The organism is Flavobacterium erciyesense, assembly GCF_018069925.1.
Classification (GTDB): domain Bacteria; phylum Bacteroidota; class Bacteroidia; order Flavobacteriales; family Flavobacteriaceae; genus Flavobacterium; species Flavobacterium erciyesense.
Window position 1 is genome coordinate 21,907 of sequence record NZ_JAGPXB010000018.1, and the last position, 23,219, is coordinate 45,125.

16 protein-coding genes are annotated in these 23,219 nt (G+C 36.4%); 11 read left to right on the forward strand and 5 right to left on the reverse strand.

The annotated features are described in order from the left end of the window. Positions 1-50 precede the first annotated feature (50 nt). The 4 genes from KBJ98_RS14210 to KBJ98_RS14225 all read right to left on the reverse strand — a co-directional run bounded on the left by KBJ98_RS14210 (position 51) and on the right by KBJ98_RS14225 (position 8,696). Positions 51-2,939: an alpha-amylase family glycosyl hydrolase gene (locus KBJ98_RS14210; protein ID WP_210791626.1), complete on the reverse strand. Its 2,889-nt coding sequence runs from the start codon at positions 2,937-2,939 to the stop codon at positions 51-53. A gap of 64 nt (positions 2,940-3,003) precedes the next feature. Further along, complete coding sequence (locus KBJ98_RS14215; RefSeq protein ID WP_210791628.1) at positions 3,004-4,116, reverse strand: SusE domain-containing protein; 1,113 nt, start codon at positions 4,114-4,116, stop codon at positions 3,004-3,006. Positions 4,117-4,137: 21 nt separating this feature from the next. Further along, the gene (locus KBJ98_RS14220) at positions 4,138-5,739 is read right to left on the reverse strand and encodes a RagB/SusD family nutrient uptake outer membrane protein (protein ID WP_210791630.1); all 1,602 of its coding nucleotides are present in this window, start codon (positions 5,737-5,739) and stop codon (positions 4,138-4,140) included. A gap of 17 nt (positions 5,740-5,756) precedes the next feature. Further along, complete coding sequence (locus KBJ98_RS14225) at positions 5,757-8,696, reverse strand: SusC/RagA family TonB-linked outer membrane protein (RefSeq protein ID WP_210791633.1); 2,940 nt, start codon at positions 8,694-8,696, stop codon at positions 5,757-5,759. A gap of 236 nt (positions 8,697-8,932) precedes the next feature. Between KBJ98_RS14225 and KBJ98_RS14230 the strand changes: the two genes are divergently transcribed. From KBJ98_RS14230 to KBJ98_RS14270, 9 genes are all read left to right on the forward strand, one after another. Further along, positions 8,933-9,955 carry a LacI family DNA-binding transcriptional regulator gene (locus KBJ98_RS14230; protein WP_166135879.1) on the forward strand — a complete coding sequence of 341 codons (1,023 nt, stop codon included), beginning with the start codon at positions 8,933-8,935 and terminating at the stop codon, positions 9,953-9,955. Between the two features lie 189 nt (positions 9,956-10,144). Next, the gene (locus KBJ98_RS14235; protein WP_210791635.1) at positions 10,145-11,674 is read left to right on the forward strand and encodes an MFS transporter; all 1,530 of its coding nucleotides are present in this window, start codon (positions 10,145-10,147) and stop codon (positions 11,672-11,674) included. After that, complete coding sequence (gene pgmB, locus KBJ98_RS14240) at positions 11,667-12,323, forward strand: beta-phosphoglucomutase (protein ID WP_210791637.1); 657 nt, start codon at positions 11,667-11,669, stop codon at positions 12,321-12,323. The genes KBJ98_RS14235 and pgmB overlap by 8 nt, the downstream gene beginning before the upstream one ends. A gap of 104 nt (positions 12,324-12,427) precedes the next feature. Further along, positions 12,428-14,731, forward strand: coding sequence for a glycoside hydrolase family 65 protein (locus tag KBJ98_RS14245; RefSeq protein ID WP_210791638.1), 2,304 nt, complete (start codon positions 12,428-12,430; stop codon positions 14,729-14,731). 177 nt (positions 14,732-14,908) lie between these two features. Continuing rightward, positions 14,909-16,744, forward strand: coding sequence for a glycoside hydrolase family 13 protein (locus KBJ98_RS14250; protein ID WP_210791639.1), 1,836 nt, complete (start codon positions 14,909-14,911; stop codon positions 16,742-16,744). Positions 16,745-16,791: 47 nt separating this feature from the next. Next, complete coding sequence (locus tag KBJ98_RS14255; RefSeq protein WP_210791640.1) at positions 16,792-18,450, forward strand: alpha-amylase family glycosyl hydrolase; 1,659 nt, start codon at positions 16,792-16,794, stop codon at positions 18,448-18,450. 81 nt (positions 18,451-18,531) lie between these two features. After that, complete coding sequence (locus KBJ98_RS14260; protein WP_210791641.1) at positions 18,532-19,209, forward strand: glycerophosphodiester phosphodiesterase; 678 nt, start codon at positions 18,532-18,534, stop codon at positions 19,207-19,209. Then, entirely contained in the window at positions 19,206-20,414 is a 1,209-nt protein-coding gene (locus tag KBJ98_RS14265; protein WP_210791642.1) for a BaiN/RdsA family NAD(P)/FAD-dependent oxidoreductase, read from the forward strand. Before KBJ98_RS14260 ends, KBJ98_RS14265 begins: the two co-directional genes overlap by 4 nt. Positions 20,415-20,497: 83 nt before the next feature. Further along, positions 20,498-21,235 (forward strand): hypothetical protein, encoded by a 738-nt coding sequence (locus tag KBJ98_RS14270; protein WP_210791643.1) that lies wholly within the window; start codon positions 20,498-20,500, stop codon positions 21,233-21,235. Between the two features lie 47 nt (positions 21,236-21,282). Here KBJ98_RS14270 and KBJ98_RS14275 read toward each other — a convergent pair whose 3' ends face one another. Beyond that, on the reverse strand, positions 21,283-21,759 hold the full coding sequence (locus KBJ98_RS14275) for a TspO/MBR family protein (protein ID WP_210791645.1): 477 nt from the start codon (positions 21,757-21,759) through the stop codon (positions 21,283-21,285). Positions 21,760-21,869: 110 nt separating this feature from the next. Between KBJ98_RS14275 and KBJ98_RS14280 the strand changes: the two genes are divergently transcribed. After that, entirely contained in the window at positions 21,870-22,973 is a 1,104-nt protein-coding gene (locus tag KBJ98_RS14280) for a diphosphomevalonate/mevalonate 3,5-bisphosphate decarboxylase family protein (protein WP_210791647.1), read from the forward strand. Between the two features lie 41 nt (positions 22,974-23,014). Then, complete coding sequence (locus tag KBJ98_RS14285; protein WP_210791649.1) at positions 23,015-23,209, forward strand: hypothetical protein; 195 nt, start codon at positions 23,015-23,017, stop codon at positions 23,207-23,209. Positions 23,210-23,219: the final 10 nt, after the last annotated feature.

Here is a 23,219-nt window from a genome sequence, read left to right on the forward strand (position 1 = left end):
AAAGGCTGCTTTACAATTAAAGCAGCCTTTTTAAATTATAGCAAATAGGTTTAGTTTTTAAGTAACTTCAACACTTTTTCTGCATTGTTTTCATTTGTAGCCTTTACGATATAAAGCCCTTGATTCAAATCGCTTACTGAAAAGGATTGTCCTACATTTCCAGTTCCTTTGAAGCTTTTAACCAATTGACCCGTAATCGAATAAACCTCTACTTTTACAATTGGTTCATTCAACGTAAAATACGAAGCTGCTGGATTAGGATACAAAACCAAAGTTTCTGCTTTTTCATAGTCAGCAATAGCTAAAGTAGCCGTTTTGTTACCATAAATTCTGAATTCTCCTGGTTGCAAAGTAATGGTTTGCGAAGTACTAATTACTGTTAGTGGTGTATTGTCCATTAAATTATACCATGTTCCAGTATAAGGAAAACCAGAAGGTACATTTTGAGCAATTACATTAAAGTTTGCCACAATCAACACGTCTTTTAATTGAGTTGACGCAAGATCGTTATTAGTAATTTTAATATTTGGGAATAATGAACTACTGTTGTTAATAGTCGCCGTTCCTAAAAACACAGGCTCCATGGTTTTCAAAGTAATCATTTTAGCCCAATCATCGTAAATTTTACTTCTGTTAGTATCACCTAACCAATTGCCTGTCCATTGTGGTTGTGGTTTAGTGTCTAGTTTACAATCTCCAGAAGTAGCATCTGACGGAGAGTTTACAGTACCATTGTTACAAGAAAAGATCGATTTTTCCCATCCTAATTCGCCAAACTGCCAAATCATTTTTGGTCCCGGAACCAAAAGAGAAACCGCACCTAGCGCCGACATTCTTGACAAGGCCACATTCAAATTCTTTACATCATGGTTTGCATTACTTGAGTTACCTGATTGCAGATTGTTGTACATCAAGCGTTCCTCATCGTGACTTTCAGCATAACCCATCAAACGGTGTGCGTTAAAACCACGGCTGGAAGCATTCATTCTAAAGATGTTTCCAGAATTCCCTTTTGAAAGATTGTTGTAATCAAAAGTCATAATTCCCCACATCATTACACCTTTGCTAGGAGTTTCATTCAAACGATAATTAGCCCATTGTTGCTCTTCATCATTACCTCCTAAATGTTCGAAAATCACGTAATGTGTAGGATCCAAATTCCAAGAATAATCAGCATACTTACGCAATACATCTACACGATCTTGTTGTCTACTACCAGTACAATTTTCTTGACCGCCCGGCACATTTGCAGGACAATTTTGTGTAAAACCTTTGGTTAAATCCCAACGGAAACCATCAATTTTATATTCTTCTACCCATTGTTTAATAACGCGTTGCACATAATTTTGAGTTCTTGGTTGTTGGTGATTAAAATCTTCACCTACACTATAACTATGCATTGCTGTAGTATTAAAATAGGGATTCTCAGTAGATGGAGAACCCCAACCATCACCATCGGGATCATTCATCCACATACGAAGCATCGGGTTTCTACCAAAAGCGTGATTCAAAGCCACATCTAAAATAACAGCAATTCCGTTTTGATGGCACAGATCGATAAATTCTTTCAACTTATCTGATGTTCCATAAAATTTATCCAATGCCATATGGAAGGAAGTATTGTAGCCCCAGCTTTCGTTACCTTCATACTCCATTACGGGCATTAATTCGATTGCATTAATTTTTAAATTCTTGAAATAATCGATTTTATTAATCAAATCTTGATAACTGCGGTTGGCATCAAAATCACGAACTAACAATTCATAAACCACCAATTTTTCTTTAGCGGGTTTAACAAAATTGGTTGTTGCAGCACTCCAAGCATATGGCGCTTTACCTGTCTGTAGGACGGTTACCTCACGCTCCTGACCCGCAGGATAAACCGGCATATTAGGATATTTTGCAGCAGGAATACCACCATCATCAAAAGGAGATAAAACTAAGGTAGAGTAAGGATCAGCCGTTTTTACTAAAGATGGTGTTCCTGCAATTGGAGTTTGATCAACTACCCAATACTGATAGGTATAATTCACACCAGATGTTAAACCTGTCAATTCTAACCAAAATTTAGTAGAACTTGGATCTTTTTTCATGGCATACGCTGCGGTGGGTTGCCAATTATTAAAACTTCCTGCTACATACACAAAGTCTTTAAAAGGAGCATCTAAAACCAATGTCGCTTTAGTTGCATCACTTGATTTGTAATTAATACCATCAACTAAACCAGCAGGAATTGCTTCGCTAACCGCATTTGGATTTACAATAGCACTGAATTTTTTAATGATTACAGTACTTCCTTGCGTTACTTGAAGTTCGTAATTTTGATTAGCTGTGATGTTGCTATGACTAAAACTATAATTAGCAGTAGCAGCATTAGTATTAAGTGTTACTCCATTTGCTTTAAGCACATAACTCGCAGTGCCTCCACTATTGTTGGCTGCAATATTTAGACTCCCAGCAGAGGCAATGATAGTAGCACTATTTTCAGCAGGACTAGTTAAGTTAACCTGAAAAACACCTACATCAACTAAGTGATCTTGCGATTTTTTGTCGCCCGTTCCGTCTTTGGCCTTTACCAAAAACCCAATTCTACCAATTGATGCTCTGTTATAAAAAACGGTTGGCGTAAAAGTTTTAGTGTAGGTATCAGTTGCTGAGTTGTAGGTAAATCGGTTGGCTTCGTTAGAGGAGGTCCAAGAACCATTGGTAGGACAATCTTGCAAATTAGCTCTATTGATATCGAAAGACCAAGACCAAAGATACAAGGCATTACCTGTAACACCCCATAAAGCCTCATTTACAGAAGAACCGTTTATGGTAATGGTTATAGAAGTAGTCGCCTCAAAAGTAGGTGGACTAATTGAATAAGGTATGTTTTGTTGTTGTGCTGAAACAGTAACTCCTAAGCACAAAAACAAAAAGAGTAGTATTTTTTTCATAGTTATAAATATTTGTGTAAGAAAGAAAAGGGCTATCAATTGACAGCCCTTTCTTAATAACGATTTATTTTTGATTTGGAATCATCAAGTAACTACCGTCTAAATCATTGAAGAAAATTTTATATTTAGACTTGGCAACTGGAATATCTCCTCCACTTGTGCCATTATTTGGGAAAGCTGAAAAAGCAGTATTACCACCCCAGTTTACATCCCAAGCATTGTTAGCTCTAAATTTAGCTTTTCCATCAACTAGTGCCAATACATCTATAGTCCAAATATGAGGATCAAATGTTGATTTCGTCATTGGAGTTGAAGCATCCCATCCTAATGGTGTACTGTTTCCAATAATACCAACTGTTGGGAAAGTTGCTGCTGTAGCAGCGTTGTAAGCAACTAAAGTATATTTAAGAGTTTCAATATTAACAGAGAAAGTATAGTAACCATCAGCAGCGATATCAAAAGTTGATGGATCTGCATCAGCCTCAGTTGGTCTTGCTACAATAGCACCATTATCTCCTCTACCATACATTGGAGCCCATTGTCCTGGCGTTGAAATCAATTTAAATGCACCAGCTTTAAAGAAACCTGTAAATTGGTATACGTTTGCATTTGTTCCACTTCTAAAAAGAGGTTGGTTTTTGTTATTGTTATTCCATCCTGAAGTCGTTGCATCACCAACCAAATACCAATCAGTAAAAGCGTATGGTACTAAACCTGTATAAGCATTTACTAAAATTGTTAATGGTTTTGCAGACATCATTTTCTCGATACCAGCAATACTTGAAACTACTTTAACATCATAAGACCCTAATTGCTCAGGAATACCCCCTAATTGAATTACAGCTTGGTTTAATGTTTTGACAGTTACTTCTGCTTGTGTAGCACCTGAAGTACCACCAATTTCTACAGCTTTTGAAAAATCACCACCTTTTACATCAATTAAAAGTTTGTATCCAATTTCAACTGCACCATCATAGTTTGCCTTTGTCCAAACGAAACGCTCTGCAACATTATTGGCATTAGTTTCTTGTAAAACGTATGATTTATCATTTTCTGGAGCTACCATTTCTGGGGTATCAATCCCCTGAATTACTGGTCTGTCCTCTACATCTTCTACGTTACATGACAAAGCAAGTACCGCAAATAAAGCAATTACTGATTTAGTTATATTTTTCATTTTGTTATAATTAATTGATTATTAGTATCCTTGGTTTTGTTTTAATTTTGGGTTAGATGCCAACGCAGTAGCAGGAATAGGAAATAAGTTTCTAAACGCTTGTGTTGGAGCACCACCAGCTACATTTCCTTTCCAAGGCCATACATACGTACCACCTGTAAATCTTCCGAAACGAATTAAATCGGTACGTCTGTGACCTTCCCAGTGTAATTCTCTTGCTCTTTCATCTAAAATTAAGTTAGCGCCAGCAGCATCTGCATTTAATGACGCAACTGTACTAGCATTAGCTCTAGTACGTAATGCATTCACATAACCTCTAGCGGTTGCCAAATCACCTACTCTACCAACAACGGCACATTCTGCATACATTAAATAAGCATCTGCCAAACGGAACATCGGGAAATCCTGATCAGTGAATTCTCCTGACTTATCAGAACCTTGAACTCCATTTACATCGATATTTCTAAATTTTTGAACTGCATATCCATCTGTAAAATTGCCAATATCAGCAATCTCTTTTGTTTGACCATCAGTATAAAACTGACCTCTCGCATCAGTAGTATTTGGTTCAAACTTGTCAACAAATGCTGAAGTGGTTCTAATACCAGCCCATCCACCATTTACACCGAATTCTGATGCTTTCATTGAACCTCCAACTGGTGCGTGTGTCAAGAAAGTTGTTCCTCCGTAAGTTTGTGTTTTTAAACCATCAAAAGCTATTGCAAAAATGAATTCGTTTTGAGCACCATTTTTGTCATTGTCAGCATAAAACAATTGGTTGTAATTGTTATGTAATCTATATCCTGAAGCAATTACTTTATTAATTAAAGGTAATGCTCCCGCATAATTATCTGTACCAACATACACTTTTGCGTTCATGTACAATTTAGCTTGCAACATCCAAGCTGCTGCTTGATCCACACGATAAGCCTCGTTTGACTTAGGTGCTTTTAGTTCTGGTGTAATGGCTGTTAACTCTTCGTCAACAAATTTGTACAATTCGGCTCTTGTGGCATACTCAGGGTAGTAAAAATTGGTTGGCGAATTCTCAGTTACTAATGACCCACCACCAAACATATCAATTAAATGCCAGTAAGTCATGGCTCTTAAAAAACGTGCCTCTGCTCGAAATGTTTTAATCTCTGCTAATAAAGCAGGATCAGTAACACCTCTGGCTGCTAATTTTTCATCTGTCGTTTGTCTTAAAAACTCATTACAGTTTACTACTTGAAAAGAGAAACGCGCAAAAGTTGCTGTAATAAAACGGTCTAATGAAGTCCAAGTTTGCGAATGTAAGTCTTTGATAGTTCCATCATTCCAAGCAATTACAGCCTCGTCAGTAGTTAACTCTTGCATTAACCAAAAACCTCTGATGTATTGGCTCTCTCCTTCATCAATTCCAGAAATATCTGGAGAGCCAGCAGCAGTTTGACCTGAGGTAGCAAATCCGGCATACAATTTTGCTAAAAATTGCTTGTAGGATTGTGGCGTATTAAAAAACTCATTACCAGGAATGGCTGTATTACCTTCTGGAGACTGTTCAAGATCATTGGTACATGATGGGAATAACATCACCATCAGCAACAAAGAAACACCCAATAATTTGATTTGTATCTTTTTCATTGTTCTTATTTTTTGTATTAGAAATTAACGTTTAAACCTAACGTAAAAGTAATTGGTCTTGGATAAAGATTACTATCAATTCCTCCGCCAATCTCTGGATCTAAACCTTCGTATTTAGTAAGTACTAAAACATTTTGTGCAGATAAAGTCATTTTTACCAAAGAAGTTGATCTTTTGTTTTGATTAAAAGTATAACCAACACTCACGTTATCCAAACGAATGAAAGATGCATCTTGAATGTAATAATCTGATTCGAAACGCTTAGTATCATTCGATCTAAAATCTGTTTCTAACAAGTTTTCAACTCCGTTTGCTAAATCCGTATTACGTATGAGGATATTACTTGAAACTCCTTTACTTGAGTCTACGTTGTTGTAATTGTAGTTACCCCAAGATCCTCTCCAAGTCATACCAAAATCAATGTTTTTGTAGGTCACGCTAGTATTGAAACCATAAAACACATCAGCTGCTGGTTTTTGAAAACGGTATTTATCTTGCTCGTTTACAATTCCATCTTCATTGCGATCAATAAATACACCGTCTAAAGGTTTACCATCAGCACCATAAGCTTGCTCGTATACGAAGAAAGAACTTGGCGCAAAGCCCACTTGGTGGTTTTGAATAGTATTTCCTGTTGCTCCTTCATATCCACCTGTATTGATACCCGGAGTGTTTGGCAATGTAGTGCTTAATTTAGTGATTTTTGAATTTTGGAAGGTTATGTTTCCTCCAACTCTCCACTCCCAATTGTCATTACGTACCGGAATAACTTCTGCCATAACCTCTAACCCTTTATTGTCTATAGACCCAACATTGTAGTTGTCGAAATTAGAAAACCCGAAGAAAGAGGGGTTTTGAGTATACAAAAGTAAATCATTTGTTGTTCTCTGATATGCATCTACGCTACCAGTGATTCTATTATTGAATAAACCAAAATCAATACCTGCATTTAATGTAGTCGTTTCCTCCCACTTTAGGTTGCTGTTATATGGCAGAGGTCTATATGTAGTATAAAAATCGCTACCAAATTGGTACTGAGCAGCAGAATTCGAAGCCAAGTATAATGGAATAGATGGATAAACACCACCAATTTCCTGTTGACCAGTTATTCCCCAACCTCCACGAAGTTTTAATGTTGAAATTGTCTCTACATTTTTCAAGAAGTTTTCATCATTTAATTTCCACGCTACTGCCACAGCAGGGAAATTTGCAGTACGGAAATTTTCTCTAAATCTTGAAGAACGATCGCTTCTAATTGATAAAGTAACAAGGTATTTATCTGCTATAGATAGGTTCGTTCTAGCAAATAAAGACTGCAAATTAAGTATTGAAGGGAAATTTGGCGGATTTGTAGTGTTGTTACTTTGAAAATTAAAGTTTGTTGAAAAATAATTCTCTCTAAATTCTTGGTAATTATAACCACCCGTAACATCTACTTGCGTATTAATTGATTCGAATTTTTTATTGTAGTTCAAGTACAAATCCATTACTTTATTAAAACGAGACTGAGTTCTCAAATAAGTATTGTTATACCCTGATCCTGGAAGTCCGTTTAAATAATTAGCATCAGTATTCCCAAATGATCTTCCTGATAATTGATCGTAACCAAAGTTAGCAACGGCTTTCAATTCAGGTAAAAAATGCAATTTATACTCTGCTTGAATGTTACCAATACTTCGGTATGAACGACCGTAATTATTCTGTTGCTCAATTAATGAAAGTGGATTTCTACCAGCTAATTGGTTAATTGTAGTTGGATTTGTATACCACTGAAAAAAGCTTCCGTCAGCATTTCTAACTGATTGAGTTGGGTCAAAGCGAATAGCCGCACCAATTGCGCCACGGTTACTATAGTCACTCTCTGTAGCAGAAGTGTTGTTGTTTAGCTCTACCTTCAAATGATTATCAAAAAAGTTACCAGTTATTCCCGCAGACAAAGTAGTACGTTGTAAATTATCTCTCTTTAAAATACCATTTAAGTTAGCATATCCTAATGAAGCTCTATATACGATATTATCTGTTCCACCACTTACAGCCACGTTATGATCAGTACCAACTGCCGTTCTGTAAATTTCTTTCTGCCAATCCGTATCGGCTGTACCCATCAAAGCGATTTGAGTTGCTGATCCGTTTGCGTTTACATAATCTCTAAATTGAGTTGCTGACAAAGCATCAACTTGGTTTGTTACTTCAGACACTTGTAAATTAGCACTGTAGTTTACTTGTAAATCACCTGCTTTACCTTTTTTAGTGGTAATAATGATTACACCATTAGAAGCACGTGAACCATAAATAGCGGTTGCCGAAGCATCTTTTAAAACCGTAACCGACTCAATATTATTTTGGTTGATTGTTGCTAATGGATTTCTACCTCCTTCAACACCACTGTTTGAAACAGGAACTCCATCTATAACAAATAATGGATCATTGCTCGCAGATAACGAAGACCCACTTCTAATACGAATACTTGCGCCCTCACCTGGTGAACCTCCACCATTAGTAATTTGCAAACCAGCTACTTTTCCTTGAATCATTTGATCTGCAGAGGTCACTGGTCCTTTGTTAAAATCTTTGCTCGAAATTACCGTTACAGCACCTGTTGCATCTTTTTTCTTAACAGTACCGTAACCTACTTGTACAACTACTTCTTTTAACTGATTAGCATCCTCTTGTAAAGTTACATTAACCACTTTTTGAGCAACATAATCAATTACTGTGTTGGCATATCCGATGTATGAAAAGACAAGTTTATCGCCTTTTTTTACATTCCCGATTTGATATTTACCATCAAAATCGGTCGAAACACCATTGGCAGCACCCTGCACATTTACGTTTACTCCTGGAATAGGCTGTCCGGAAACTTTGTCCAAAACAGTCCCACTTACAGTACTCTGTGCAAGAACACTAAAAGGGAGTAGCAGTACTAAAATTAACAACTTTTTATAAATTGTTTTCATACTTTTTGTCTAATTTAATTTAATTTTTTGGTTGAGTTTTCACCCTTAACTATTACTTCGAATGTTAAATCTATGTAAATTTTGCGACTCACAATAGCCTCGCATTTTATTACAGTTACGAAAACGTAATAGTGTTGAAAACTTTCTGATTTATTGAAATTTTCAATGCTTTATTTACCATTTGTAAAATTAAATTTTACCTTTATTACGAATTAAATTATTACACAACACAAAGCATGAAAAGGAAGATAACGCTTAAACAAATCGCAAAGGAATTAGACGTATCTATTTCGACCGTTTCTAAGTCATTAAGAAACAGTCTCGAAATAGGCGAAGAAACCCGACTAAAAGTGCAAGCTTTCGCTAAATTTTACAATTACAAACCAAACAATATTGCTTTAAGCCTGAAAAACAGGAAAACCAAGGCAATTGGAATTATTATTCCTGAAATCGTACACTATTTTTTTTCTACCGTAATTAATGGTATCGAACAAGTCGCTAATGAGCATGGCTATAGTGTTATCATTTGCCTTTCGGATGATTCGTTTGACAAAGAAGTCCTTAATATGGAGATGCTTGCCAATGGTAGCATTGACGGTTTTATCATGTCATTATCAAAAGAAACACAATTTAGAGGCGACTTCCATCACATTACCGAAGTAATCAATCAAGGAATGCCAGTCGTAATGTTTGACCGTGTGACTAACGACATTTTGTGTGACAAAGTAATTATTGATGATCAATCAGCAGCCTATGAAGCCGTTCAAAGTTTAATAGACAAAGGCCGAAAAAAAATCGCTCTTGTTACCACCGTAGACTATGTTAGTGTCGGCAAGCTCCGTACCGATGGCTACACAAAAGCATTGCTCGACAACGACATCCCTTTTGATGAAAATCTAATTATCAAAATTGAAGATGTAGATACCTGCGAAATCACGATTGGTAAGCTTCTAGAAGACAAAGCTATTGATGCCGTTTTTGCCGTTAACGAATTATTCGCAGTTACTATCATCAAAACAGCAAGTAAAATCGGTCTGAATGTACCTCGAGATTTAGCCGTGATTGCATTTACTGATGGAATCATTTCGAAATACTCCACTCCTACTATAACAACTGTAAGTCAGAGTGGTATAAAAATGGGAAACAAAGCTGCAAAAATGTTAATTGATCGCCTTGAAGCGGATGAAGATGAAGAAGACGAAAACTACAAAACCGAAGTAATTGAGACTCATTTGATAGAAAGAGAATCAACTAATTAGCTTTTAAATGTTAAATTTTACGCAACTACAACCTTGTAGTTAAAAAAGTTCGCTGGTATTGGATTCTGAAAAATAAAAGTTTCAATTATCTTTCTATATTTACGCCTCAAAACTTTAACTTTTACTTCGAAAATTAAGATAAGTTTTGATAAGCATAGCGCTTATCGTATTAATATTTAAATTACGATAATGGAAAAGCGTAGATTAAGTTTCTGGCAAATTTGGAACATGAGTTTCGGATTTCTGGGAATTCAAATGGGTTTTGCTCTGCAAAATTCAAATGTTAGCAGGATATTTCAAACTCTCGGCGCTAACATTGATGACATTCCTATTTTATGGGTTGCCGCTCCAATGACTGGATTAATAATTCAGCCAATTATCGGATATTTCTCTGATAAAACTTGGACTAAATTGGGAAGAAGAAAACCTTATTTTCTTGCTGGTGCCATTTTAGCCTCGGGCGCTTTATTCATAATGCCAAATTCTCCTCTGTTGTGGTTTGCTGCAGGTATGCTATGGATTATGGATGCTTCTATTAATGTTTCAATGGAACCTTTTCGTGCATTTGTAGGTGATAATCTACCTGATTCACAAAGAACCACAGGTTTTGCCATGCAAAGCTTTTTTATTGGAATTGGAGCTTACTTTGCCTCTAAACTACCTTTAATTTTTACGCATTTTGGAGTAAGCAATACCGCTCCACTAGGTGTAATTCCTGATTCTGTTAAATATTCATTTTACCTTGGCGGAATAGCTTTCCTGCTAACAGTATTATGGACAGTTTTAACTTCTAAAGAATATTCACCAGCAGAATTAGAAGCTTTTGAAAACCATAACAAAGAAACTTATCAAAAAGAAACACATTCGAAAGAATGGTTTTTAGCAAATGGTAAATCTCATTTAAGTAAAGGATTATTATTTTTAGTTGTAAGTGCTGTATTCTCATTTGCAATTTATAATTATGACTTGAAAAAGGATTTATACGTTCTTTCTATCGGATTAATTGGTCTTGGTGGAATAGCAATGCTGATTTCTGGTTTACTGCAAAAAGCAAATAATACAGAAAATGGTTTTGTAACGATAATGAATGATTTTCAGTTCATGCCCAAAATAATGAAACAATTGGCTTGGGTACAATTCTTTTCATGGTTTGCACTTTTTTCAATGTGGATTTACACCACGCTTGCGGTTACACAACACATTTACAAAACAACAGACACAACCTCTGAAGCCTACAATATTGGCGCAAATCAAGTGGGTGAAATGTTTGCCAACTACAATTTAATTGCAGCGATAGCAGCATTCCTTTTACCGATATTGGCTAAATACACGAGCAGAAAATTTACTCATTTCGTAGCGTTAGTTTGTGGAGGATTAGGTTTAATTTCTGTTTATTTTATTTCTGAACCAACGGTTTTCACAATGGAATGGCTTCCGATGATTGGAGTTGGAATTGCATGGGCGAGTATTTTATCAATCCCTTATGCAATGCTTTCAGGTTCATTACCATCTAGCAAAATGGGGTATTACATGGGAGTTTTTAACTTTTTTATAGTAATTCCTCAGTTAGTAGCAGCTTCTATTTTAGGGTTTTTAGTTTCTCAATTTTTTAACAGTGAACCTATTTATGCTTTACTTATTGGTGGAGCATCTATGATTCTTGCCGGACTAATAGCTTTAACCATTAATGACAAATCGAAAATTAATTTAAATGAATAACATTAAAGCATTTATATTCGACCTTGACGGCGTAATTGTAGATACCGCTAAATACCATTATTTGGCTTGGAAAAAAATTGCCAATTCACTTGACATCGATTTTACACACGAGCACAATGAATTATTGAAAGGAGTAAGCCGCGTGCGCTCTTTGGATATCATTTTAGATTTAGGAAAAGTAGATGCTTCGCAAGAACAAAAAGACCAATGGCTTTTTCAAAAAAACGAAGACTACCTATCCTATTTAGTTGACATGGATTCCAGCGAAATTTTACCGGGAGTAGTTCCTGTTTTAGAATTTTTAAAAGAAAAAGGTCAAAAAATTGCCTTAGGATCAGCCAGTAAAAATGCAAGACCCATTTTAGAAAAAACCGGAATTGCCTCTTTTTTTGATGCCATCGTTGACGGAAATGATGTGAGTAATGCCAAACCTGATCCCGAAGTATTTTTAACCGCAGCCCGACTTGTAAACGCAACACCTGAAAACGCTATTGTTTTTGAAGATTCAGTAGCAGGAATTCAAGCCGCAAACATTGCCAACATGACTAGCGTTGGAATTGGTGATGCTGCAACCTTGCACGAGGCAAAATACATTTTTACCGATTTTACAGCAATGGATGAAAATTTCCTTGCCCAATTAATACAATAAATAGAAAAAAAATTTTAAAGTTTTCGAGACTACTTGAAACCTTAGCCGAGGCGAAACCAAATTCTAGGTAATGCAGCGGAACAAAACTTTAAACAACAATTACAATGAATCAAGATTATATAAAAGCAGACAATTGGTCCATCATTGAAGAAGGATTTGATGTAGAGCGCGTAAAGTCATCCGAAAGCTTATTCAGCATCGGTAATGGCGCGATGGGACAAAGAGCTAACTTTGAAGAGCAGTATTCAGGCCACAGTTTTCAAGGAAGCTATATTGCCGGAATTTATTATCCTGATAAAACAAAAGTGGGTTGGTGGAAAAACGGCTACCCAGAATATTTTGCAAAAGTATTAAACGCTCCTAACTGGATTGGAATTGATATCGAAATCAATGACGAGAAACTAGACTTGAACACTTGTACATCAGTGAGCAACTTTCGTCGTGAATTGAACATGAAAGAAGGCTGGTACCACCGCTCTTTTGAAGCTACATTGAAAAATGGAACTCAAATTGCAGTTGAAGTTCGTCGTTTTTTATCGTTAACATTAGACGAAGTTGGAGTTATTAATTACCAAATTACTCCCTTAAATAAAGATGCTAAAATCATTTACAAACCTTATGTAGATGCTGGCGTAACCAATGAAGATGCCAACTGGGAAGAGAAATTCTGGGAAGTTTTAGATGTGAAAAAATCTGCTAATGATGCCTTTGTAACGGCTCAAACCTTTAAAACGCACTTTAAAGCTACCACCTTCATGCACAACACCATTTTAACCAATGGTGAAAAAACAGCTATTTCACCGTCGCACATTGATGCTACTGCCGAAAAAATTCAGTTCAGCTACGATGTAATTGTTGGTCAAGGTCAAAAATCATCTATTCAAAAAATTGGTGGCTACACGGTTTCTTTAAACCATGAAAACACTATTACTGCTGCCGAAAAAGCTATCCAAGCTGCCTTAGCATTGGGCTACGAGCAATTATTACAAGATCAAATTACTGCTTGGGCAAAAATTTGGGAAATGTCAGACATCACAATTGATGGCGATGTAAAGGCACAACAAGGAATTCGTTTCAATATTTTTCAATTGAACCAAACCTACCTTGGTAAAGATTCTCGTTTAAATATTGGACCAAAAGGATTTACCGGTGAAAAATACGGCGGATCAACCTATTGGGATACCGAGGCGTATTGCATTCCGTTTTACATGGCAACCAAAGATCAAGAAGTAGCGCGCAACTTATTGACGTACCGCTACAATCAGCTGGACAAAGCCATTGAAAACGCTGCTAAACTAGGATTTACAAACGGTGCTGCTTTGTATCCGATGGTAACTATGAACGGTGAAGAGTGCCACAACGAATGGGAAATTACTTTTGAAGAAATTCATAGAAATGGAGCTATCGCTTTTGCTATTTATAATTTTTACCGCTACACAGGCGATTACAGCTACATTCCCGAAAAAGGATTGGAAGTCTTGATCGGAATTGCACGTTTCTGGCACCAAAGAGCTAATTTCTCTACCAAATTAAACCAATACGTAATTCTTGGCGTTACCGGTCCTAATGAATACGAGAACAACGTAAACAATAATTTCTACACCAACTATATTGCTAAATGGTGTTTGGATTATACCTACGAGCAAATTCAAAAAGTATCACTTGAATATCCTGGAGACCACAAACGTGTCACTGAAAAAGTAAATATTACTGATACCGAATTACAAGCTTGGAAAAAAGTGGCCGACAATATGTACTTTCCATTTTCAGAAGAGCATAATGTTTACTTGCAGCAAGATGGTTTCTTAGATAAGGAATTGGTGCGCGTAGCAGATTTAGATAAAAGTCAAAGACCGATCAATCAAAAATGGTCTTGGGATCGTATTTTGCGCTCGCCTTACATCAAGCAAGCCGATGTTTTACAGTGTTTTTATTTCTTTGAGGATCATTTTACAACCGAGCAATTAAAGAACAATTTCGAGTTTTACGAGTCATTTACCGTTCATGAAAGTTCACTTTCGCCATGCGTACACTCTATTCAAGCAGCGGTTTTGGATAAAATGGACATGGCTTACACTTTCTATTTAAGAACATCTCGTTTGGATCTTGACGATTATAACAAAGAAGTTGAGGAAGGTTGTCATATTACCTCAATGGCTGGAACTTGGATGAGCATTGTGGAAGGTTTTGGAGGGATGCGCGTGAAAGAAAACGTGCTTCATTTTTCTCCAAAAATTCCAAAAGAATGGACGGCTTATTCTTTTAAAATAAATTTCAGAAATCAAATTTTGACTGTGAATATCAACCACGATCAAACCACTTTCTCAGTTGATGGCGACACGACTTTGGAAATTATGGTAAATGGTAATCCTGTTACTGTACAAAATTCAAACTTGACAACTGCGTAGTAGAATAATTCTATTTTACAGCAAGAGTCAAAATGCTATACTTACAATCCCAATTTTTATTGGGATTGTTTACTTAAAACAGTTTTGAAAAGTGAATAAATTTCAAAACTAACGCTTACTAACTACTCGTTTCATTGAATAACTAGGTTTCAAGTACATTTTCAAAATAAAAGCTTAATGAAAAAATTAATCGTATTCCTTCTATTTATGACTAGTATCGCAAATGCACAAATTGAAAAAGTTGAACCGCCATTTTGGTATGCCGGTATGCAACATAGTGCGGTACAAATTTTATTTTACGGAAAAGACATCAATCAATATCAAGTTTCAGCCTCGAACAATATTGCGATTTCGGATATTAAAAAAACTGAAAATCCAAACTACTTATTTGTCACCATCGACACCAAACAAGTAGCTGCCACTGACTTTGTTTTTACTTTCAAACAAAAGGGCAAAAAAACATTACAACAACCCTACAGTTTAAAAAACAGAAAAGCACAATCAGCAGAGCGCAAAGGTTTCGACTCTTCGGATGTGATGTATTTATTGATGCCAGACCGTTTTGCAAATGGCAATAAAAACAATGACAGTACATCAGATACCAAAGAAAAGTATAACAGAGATTTACCTGGCGGAAGACACGGTGGCGATATCGAAGGAATTATTAAAAACCTAGATTACATTGCTGCAATAGGCGCCACAACCGTATGGAGCACGCCGCTTTGCGAAGACAATGATGCTAAATTCTCATACCACACTTACGGACAATCTGATGTGTATAAAATTGATCCGCGTTATGGCACAAATCAAGATTATGCTCGTCTAGCAGCGGAACTGCACAAACGCAAAATGAAATTGGTGATGGATTACGTCACCAACCATTGGGGAATTGAACACTGGATGATCAAAGATTTACCGACCAAAGATTGGATTAACCAATTTGAAAAATACACCCAAACCAATCACAAACGCACCGTTATTCATGACATCAATGCATCTGAAATTGATAAAAAAGTAGCTATTGATGGATGGTTTGTTCCATCGATGCCAGATTTGAATTTGAAAAATCCGCTTACTTTAAATTATTTGATTCAAAATGCAATTTGGTGGATAGAATTTGCTGATTTGGATGGATTTCGCGTAGACACGTACAACTATTCTGACCCAGCAGGAATTGCCACTTGGACAAAAGCCATTACCAACGAATACCCAAATTTTAACATTGTTGGCGAAGTTTGGATGCAAAGTCAAGCTCAAATGGCCTTTTGGCAAAAAGACAGTAAAGTGGCAGCAATTCAAAACTACAATTCAAACTTGCCAAGTGTGATGGATTTTACACTTTACGAAGCCACGACCAAAGCATTCAATGAAGAGGATGCAGGATGGGACAAAGGAATGATGCGATTTTATGACAATTTCGCAAATGATTTCTTGTATCCAAACCCAAATAATATTTTAGTATTTGCTGAAAATCACGATACCAATCGCATCAACGAAACCTACAAAAACGACCTAGGCAAATACAAAATGGCCATGAGTATTTTAGCAACTGTACGCGGTATTCCCCAAATTTACTACGGAAGCGAAATTGGTATGGCAGGTAACAAAGATAAAGGCGATGCAGCCATTCGTCAAGATTTTCCCGGCGGATGGGAAGGCGATACCAACAATGCTTTTACAAATTCGGGACGAACTGCAGAACAAAAGCAATATTTCGATTTTACTTCTAAATTGTTTAATTGGAGGAAATCAAAATCAGCCATTCATACTGGAAATATGACGCATTACATTCCCGAAAATAACGTGTACGTTTACTTCAGATACAATGCGGACGATACGGTGATGGTGATCATGAACAACAGCAATGACAAAAAAACAGTTGCAACCGATCGTTTCAAGGAAAACATTAAAAACTTTACATCTGGTCGAGAAGTTATTTCAGAACAGATTTTTGACATCACCAAAGAGGTAACGCTTGAACCAAAATCAGTTTTAATTCTGGAGCTTAACTAAAATATTTGCAGTTACATCGTTTTACGAAATCAATTCTCATTTAAACTATGAAAAAATATTCTATACCATTACTACTTTTAGGTCTGAGCCTTTTTAGTAGTTGCAACAGTGCTAAATCTGTAGTCCAAAACAACCAAACACCTTTTGTTTGGGAAGGAGCTAATGTGTACTTTTTGATGACGGATCGTTTTAATAATGGCGATAAATCCAACGACTTAAACTTTAACAGAAATAAAACCACGGGAAAACTGCGCGGATTTGAAGGTGGCGACATCAAAGGAATCTCTCAAAAAATTGATGAAGGCTATTTTGACAAACTCGGCATCAATGCTATTTGGTTTACGCCGGTAGTGGAACAAATTCACAATGGCGTTGACGAAGGCACGGGTTTGAGTTATGGCTTTCACGGCTATTGGGCCAAAGATTGGACGGCTTTGGACCCAAACTTTGGAACCAAAGAAGATTTAGCGGCATTGGTTCAAAAGGCTCATGCACACGGCATCCGAATTATTCTTGACGGGGTTATCAATCACACCGGGCCAGTTACTCCTATTGATACGGTTTGGCCGCAAGATTGGGTTCGAACAGGACCAACTTGCGATTATAAATCCTTTGAAAACACAACTGCATGCACGCTCGTAGCCAACTTGCCTGATGTTAAAACAGAAAGCAATCAAGCAGTAGCTTTACCTCCTTTTTTAATCGAAAAATGGAAAAAAGAAGGCCGTTACGAACAGGAAATAAAGGAACTCGATGCGTTTTTTGCCCGCACCGGATATCCAAGAGTACCTAAATACTATATAATCAAATGGCTGACGGATTATATTACGGAATACGGAATTGACGGATACCGCGGCGACACCGTAAAACATACTGATGAAACCGTTTGGGCCGATTTCAAAACACAATGTGATTACGCATTTGAAACTTGGAAGAAAAATAATCCAACAAAAGTACTAGACAACAATTCCTTTTACACCATTGCCGAAGTCTACAATTACGGCATCAGCGGCGGTCAAGATTTTGATTTTGGCGACAAAAAAGTGAACTATTTCAAGAATGGTTTCAACAACATGATCAATTTCGAATTCAAATGGGATGCTCAAAAAGATTATGAATTCATTTTCTCTAAATATTCGACTAAACTGAACAATGACTTGAAAGGCTTAAGTGTCTTGAATTATATGTCATCGCACGATGACGGCGCACCCTTTGATGCCAAACGTACTAAAAATAAGGAAACGGGAACCAAATTATTGCTTTCGCCAGGTATATCGCAAGTGTATTATGGTGACGAAAGCGCTCGCTCATTAGTAATCGAGGGAACACAAGGTGATGCTACCTTACGATCTTTCATGAATTGGGATGCCATAAAATCGAATCCTGAAACTCAAGAAACGTTGTTGCATTGGCAAAAATTAGGTCAATTTAGAAAAAATCATCCATCAGTTGGAGCAGGAATTCACAAACAAATTTCAGCTCAACCTTATACTTTTTCTAGAACTTTCTCAAAAGGAAATTATACAGATAAAGTAGTTGTTGGCTTAGATTTAAAAAGTGGATCTAAAGAACTTTCAGTGGGAACAATTTTCGCTGACGGAACCAAAGTGAAAGATGCGTATTCAGGAAAAGAATCGGTAGTGGCTAATGGAAAAGTGACAATCGATACTGAATTTGACATTGTTTTATTAGAATTAAAAAAATAAGTCTAAAAATAATAACACCAGAACGCCTTTAGAAATGAAGGCGTTTTTTTTATGTTTACCTTTGCCTCAAAACCGAAAATAATGCTCAAAATTGGACATCGTGGCGCAAAAGGATACGAACCCGAAAATACTTTGGTTTCGTTTCAAAAAGCATTAGACCTGCGCGTAAATGGCATTGAACTCGATGTGCATTTGAGCGCTGATGGCGAAATAATCGTGATTCACGATGAAACTATTGATAGAACAACTAACGGAAAAGGTTTTGTAAACGGATTACCTTTGCAGGAATTAAAGGCTTTTTTAATAGAAGAAAAATACGAAATCCCCACGCTAGAGGAAGTCTTTGATTTGGTGAACCAAAAGTGCTTCATCAATATCGAACTCAAAAGTCATGATGCAACTGATAAAGTGGTGGCGCTAATTGAAAAATACGTAAAAAAAAAAGGCTGGAAATACGACCATTTTTTAGTTTCTAGTTTTGATTGGAACGCGTTGCAACAAGTAGCTTTACTAAATAGCAAAATTGGCATCGGGGTTTTAACCGAAACTGATTTAGACATGGCTTTGGCTTTCGCCGAAACGATACAAGCAAAATCCATTCATCCGTATTTTCATTTATTGACAAAAGAAAACACGGCGAATATCCAGAAAAAAGGTTTTCAGATTTTCCCTTGGACCATCAATGAAGTCGAAGACATTCAAAAAATAAAAAAATACAACGTAAACGGAATCATAACCGATTTCCCTGATAGAATATGAATCAAAATTTCGATATAATAATTGTAGGTGGTGGCGCAGCAGGATTTTTTACAGCGATTAATATCGTCGAAAAAAATCCAAAACTGAAAGTCGCAATTTTAGAACGCGGTGCTGAAGTATTGCAAAAAGTTCGTATTTCCGGTGGTGGACGTTGTAACGTAACACATGCTTGTTTTGAACCAAACGAATTGGTGAAATTTTACCCTCGTGGAGAAAAAGAACTACGCGGACCTTTTCATCAATTTTGCTCTGGTGATACGATTGAATGGTTCGAAAAACATGGCGTAGAATTAAAAATCGAAGCTGACGGACGCATGTTCCCCGTTTCGAATTCCTCACAAACTATTATTGATTGTTTCTTGAAAGCCACACAGAAACTCGGTATTGCAGTACTTACGGGACAAAGTGTACAATCTATTTACAAAAAAGAACACGTTTGGAAGATCGAAACACAAACCGAGAATTACCTTGTCGAAAAGTTAATTTTGGCTACAGGCAGCAATCCTAAAGTTTGGGAAATGCTACAAAATTTTGGTCACGCAGTTGTCAGCCCAGTTCCTTCTCTATTCACATTCAACATCAAAGATTCCAGAATAAAAGAATTACCTGGCGTTGCCGCACAAGTTACTGTAACCGTAAAAGACACCAAACTTACATCAACAGGTCCTTTATTAATTACACATTGGGGAATGAGTGGCCCAGCAATTTTGAAGCTCTCTGCTTGGGGAGCCCGAATCTTGCATGACAAAAATTATCAGTTTACCATTTTCGTAAATTGGTTGAATGATGAAGACACCGCAGATGTTGAAAAAAAGTTAAAAGACTTAAAACAAGAACATGCTAAAAAATCAGTTTCAAAAAAATCACCTTTTGAACTGACCAACAGGTTATGGGAAAGTTTGGTACTCGCTTCCGGAATTGAAGTGGAGACAAAATGGGCTGATTTATCGAAAACACAACTGCAAAATCTAGCGAATCAATTGACAAAAGCAACTTTTCAAGTTAACGGAAAAAGTACTTTTAAAGAAGAATTTGTAACAGCTGGCGGAATCGATTTAAAAGAAATTAATTTTAAAACCATGGAAAGTAAGTTACATGAAAACCTATATTTTGCTGGTGAAATTGTTAATATTGATGCTATCACTGGAGGTTTCAATTTTCAAAATGCGTGGACAAGTGGGTTTATTGTGGCGAACTCCATTTGATTTTAATTAACAAGAGTTTAGAACTTCAGTAAGTTTTATTTAAGATGATTCTGATACCTTTACCAGTCTATTATCAGAACTTTATGAAAACAAAACTACTCGCTTTACTTCTATTTGTGCTTTATCAAACTGGATTTTCGCAAGTTACAGAGCGCATTCAAGGGAAAGTTGTTTTTGATAAAACTGTAGCAAACAAAGTCGAGGTTATCAATGCTACAAGTAAAAATGTGGCCTTGACAGATACTGAAGGTAAATTTACCATTACAGTTGAAGCCAACGATCAATTGGTTTTTGTAGCCAAAAATCATGAAATAAAAGAATTGAAAGTTACAGCTGCAATTTTAAAACAAGGTTTCATCAGCATGACTTTGGTCGCTAAAGTGGAAGAACTAAAAGAAGTAGTGGTACAAAACACTCCTTCAATCAAATTAAGCAAAGATGCCAAATGGGAACAAGCCAAACTAGATCAATACACATTAGAGAAAAATGCTAGCAAACTAAAAAATCCAGGGGTTTACGATGGTACCATTGAAAACGGCATGGATATAATGAGGATTGGCGGAATGATTGCCAAGCTGTTCAAAAAGAAAACTACCGACATTGAGACAAAAGGCCCTGTATTACCGTTCACAGAGGCAGCAAAAACACAAATCGAAACCGAATTTTATACCGACACTTTGCAACTTCGTCAAGAAGAAATTGCAACTTTTCTTGACTTTTGCAACAAAGACCCAAAGTCGAAAATAATTGCTGCGCAGCAAAATATACTTTCACTGCAAGAATATATGAGTAGCAAAATATTGCATTTCAAAAGCTTATAAACTTTAAGTTATTAAGCAGACTGCTAACTAAGACTGACAACCGTAAACTATCTATTCAACCACCAAATACTTCCGTTTAAAACCGCAGCAAAACTCACCCAAGCCAAATAAGGAATAAACAAATACCCAGCAATCTTGTTAATCTTTGAAAACTGAACATAGGTTTCGTAAATCATTAACCACAGCACAATAATTTCTAATCCCGCGAGCATTGGGTTATGCAAACCAAAAAACAAGTACGACCACAAAGCATTTAGACCGAGTTGTATCAAAAAGAAAATTAAGGCTTTTTTCACGACCTCTTCATTGCTTTTAATTTCGTTCCACACCAATCCTGCAGCAACACCCATCATGGCATACAAGGTACTCCAGACCGGTGCAAAAATCCAATTGGGTGGATTAAAACTAGGTTTGATCAAAGTAGGATACCAAGTTGTAATGGAAGAGCGAGTCACCATTCCTGATGTATATCCAATAGCAAGACAAGCTGCGACCGCTATGATTATTTTGAGAAATTTGTTCATGAGACTTTTATTTTAACATCCAAAAGTACTCAAAACTTTGCAACTAATTGCGTACTAAACCAAGAAACAAATACAGTAAAAAAAGTATCTTTGCGTAAATTTTTAATTTTATGATTGCAGCAAACGATTTTATTCCATCATCATATACCAATACTGTTGAAAGCGGGAATTTTCAATGGAGCGCACCCAGTAATATTGCACTTGTAAAATACTGGGGGAAAAAAGAAAATCAGATTCCAGCTAATCCATCGGTGAGTTTTACGTTGAATAATTGCAAAACGATTACCAAATTGGCATTCGCCAAAAAAAACATTTCGACTGCGGTACATGTGACGGATAATAATTTCTCTTTTGATTTACTTTTTGAAGGGCAACCTAAAGAAGATTTCAAACCGAAAATTCAAAAGTTTTTGGAGCGAATAGAAATCTATTTGCCGTTTTTAAAAGACTATCATTTTACAATTGATACCGAAAATACGTTTCCGCACAGTTCCGGAATTGCGTCATCAGCATCAGGAATGGCTGCTTTGGCCATGAACTTGATGAGTTTAGAAAAAGCGTTAAACCCAGCCATGTCTGAAGATTATTTTTATCAAAAAGCGTCTTTACTTGCCCGTTTGGGTTCCGGAAGTGCTTGTCGAAGTGTAAAAGGACAAGTCGTGGTTTGGGGCAATCAGGCGAACATTCCTAGAAGTTCAGACTTATTTGGAGTGGAATTTCCGCATGCGATCCATACTAATTTTAAAAATTTTCAAGATACAATTTTACTGGTTGATAAAGGTGAAAAACAAGTCTCGAGCACCGTTGGTCATGACTTGATGCACAACCATCCATTTGCCGAAAGGCGATTTGCACAAGCGCATGAAAATTTAGATGCATTGATTACTATTTTTGAAAGTGGCGATTTAGACGCGTTTATCAAAATTGTAGAAAGTGAAGCCTTGACATTACACGCCATGATGATGACTTCTATGCCGTATTTTATCTTGATGAAACCAAACACATTACAAATCATTAATGCTATTTGGAAATTCAGAAATGAAACGCAAATCCCGGTTTGTTTCACACTAGATGCTGGTGCCAATGTACATGTTTTGTATCCCGAAAACGTTAGCGAAAAAGTTTTGCAATTTATTAAAGACGAATTAGTTGGCTATTGTCAAAATGGGCAGTACATTTGTGATCAAATAGGAAACGGAGCAGCGCTTGTTTAATCTTTTTTTGTGTATCTTTAAACATTCTTAAAAAGAACGTGATGGATATTCAATCAGAAAAAATAGAATTGATAAAAATGTTACTTGCAACTACTGATGCATCTTTATTAGTAGCAGTTAGAAACGTTTTTGAAAAACAACAACAAACTGTTTGGACGGAACTATCAGCCGAAGAACAAGAGCAAATTGAAATTAAAATCCAAGAAGACAATCGAGGTGATCAATTGGAGATATAAAAAATAAATA

Bases quoted from the DNA above. Each gene is read 5' to 3' on its own strand.
- KBJ98_RS14210 (WP_210791626.1), bottom strand. From the start codon at position 2,939: ATGAAAAAAATACTACTCTTTTTGTTTTTGTGCTTAGGAGTTACTGTT.
- KBJ98_RS14215 (WP_210791628.1), bottom strand. From the start codon at position 4,116: ATGAAAAATATAACTAAATCAGTAATTGCTTTATTTGCGGTACTTGCT.
- KBJ98_RS14220 (WP_210791630.1), bottom strand. From the start codon at position 5,739: ATGAAAAAGATACAAATCAAATTATTGGGTGTTTCTTTGTTGCTGATG.
- KBJ98_RS14225 (WP_210791633.1), bottom strand. From the start codon at position 8,696: ATGAAAACAATTTATAAAAAGTTGTTAATTTTAGTACTGCTACTCCCT.
- KBJ98_RS14230 (WP_166135879.1), top strand. From the start codon at position 8,933: ATGAAAAGGAAGATAACGCTTAAACAAATCGCAAAGGAATTAGACGTA.
- KBJ98_RS14235 (WP_210791635.1), top strand. From the start codon at position 10,145: ATGGAAAAGCGTAGATTAAGTTTCTGGCAAATTTGGAACATGAGTTTC.
- pgmB (WP_210791637.1), top strand. From the start codon at position 11,667: ATGAATAACATTAAAGCATTTATATTCGACCTTGACGGCGTAATTGTA.
- KBJ98_RS14245 (WP_210791638.1), top strand. From the start codon at position 12,428: ATGAATCAAGATTATATAAAAGCAGACAATTGGTCCATCATTGAAGAA.
- KBJ98_RS14250 (WP_210791639.1), top strand. From the start codon at position 14,909: ATGAAAAAATTAATCGTATTCCTTCTATTTATGACTAGTATCGCAAAT.
- KBJ98_RS14255 (WP_210791640.1), top strand. From the start codon at position 16,792: ATGAAAAAATATTCTATACCATTACTACTTTTAGGTCTGAGCCTTTTT.
- KBJ98_RS14260 (WP_210791641.1), top strand. From the start codon at position 18,532: ATGCTCAAAATTGGACATCGTGGCGCAAAAGGATACGAACCCGAAAAT.
- KBJ98_RS14265 (WP_210791642.1), top strand. From the start codon at position 19,206: ATGAATCAAAATTTCGATATAATAATTGTAGGTGGTGGCGCAGCAGGA.
- KBJ98_RS14270 (WP_210791643.1), top strand. From the start codon at position 20,498: ATGAAAACAAAACTACTCGCTTTACTTCTATTTGTGCTTTATCAAACT.
- KBJ98_RS14275 (WP_210791645.1), bottom strand. From the start codon at position 21,759: ATGAACAAATTTCTCAAAATAATCATAGCGGTCGCAGCTTGTCTTGCT.
- KBJ98_RS14280 (WP_210791647.1), top strand. From the start codon at position 21,870: ATGATTGCAGCAAACGATTTTATTCCATCATCATATACCAATACTGTT.
- KBJ98_RS14285 (WP_210791649.1), top strand. From the start codon at position 23,015: ATGGATATTCAATCAGAAAAAATAGAATTGATAAAAATGTTACTTGCA.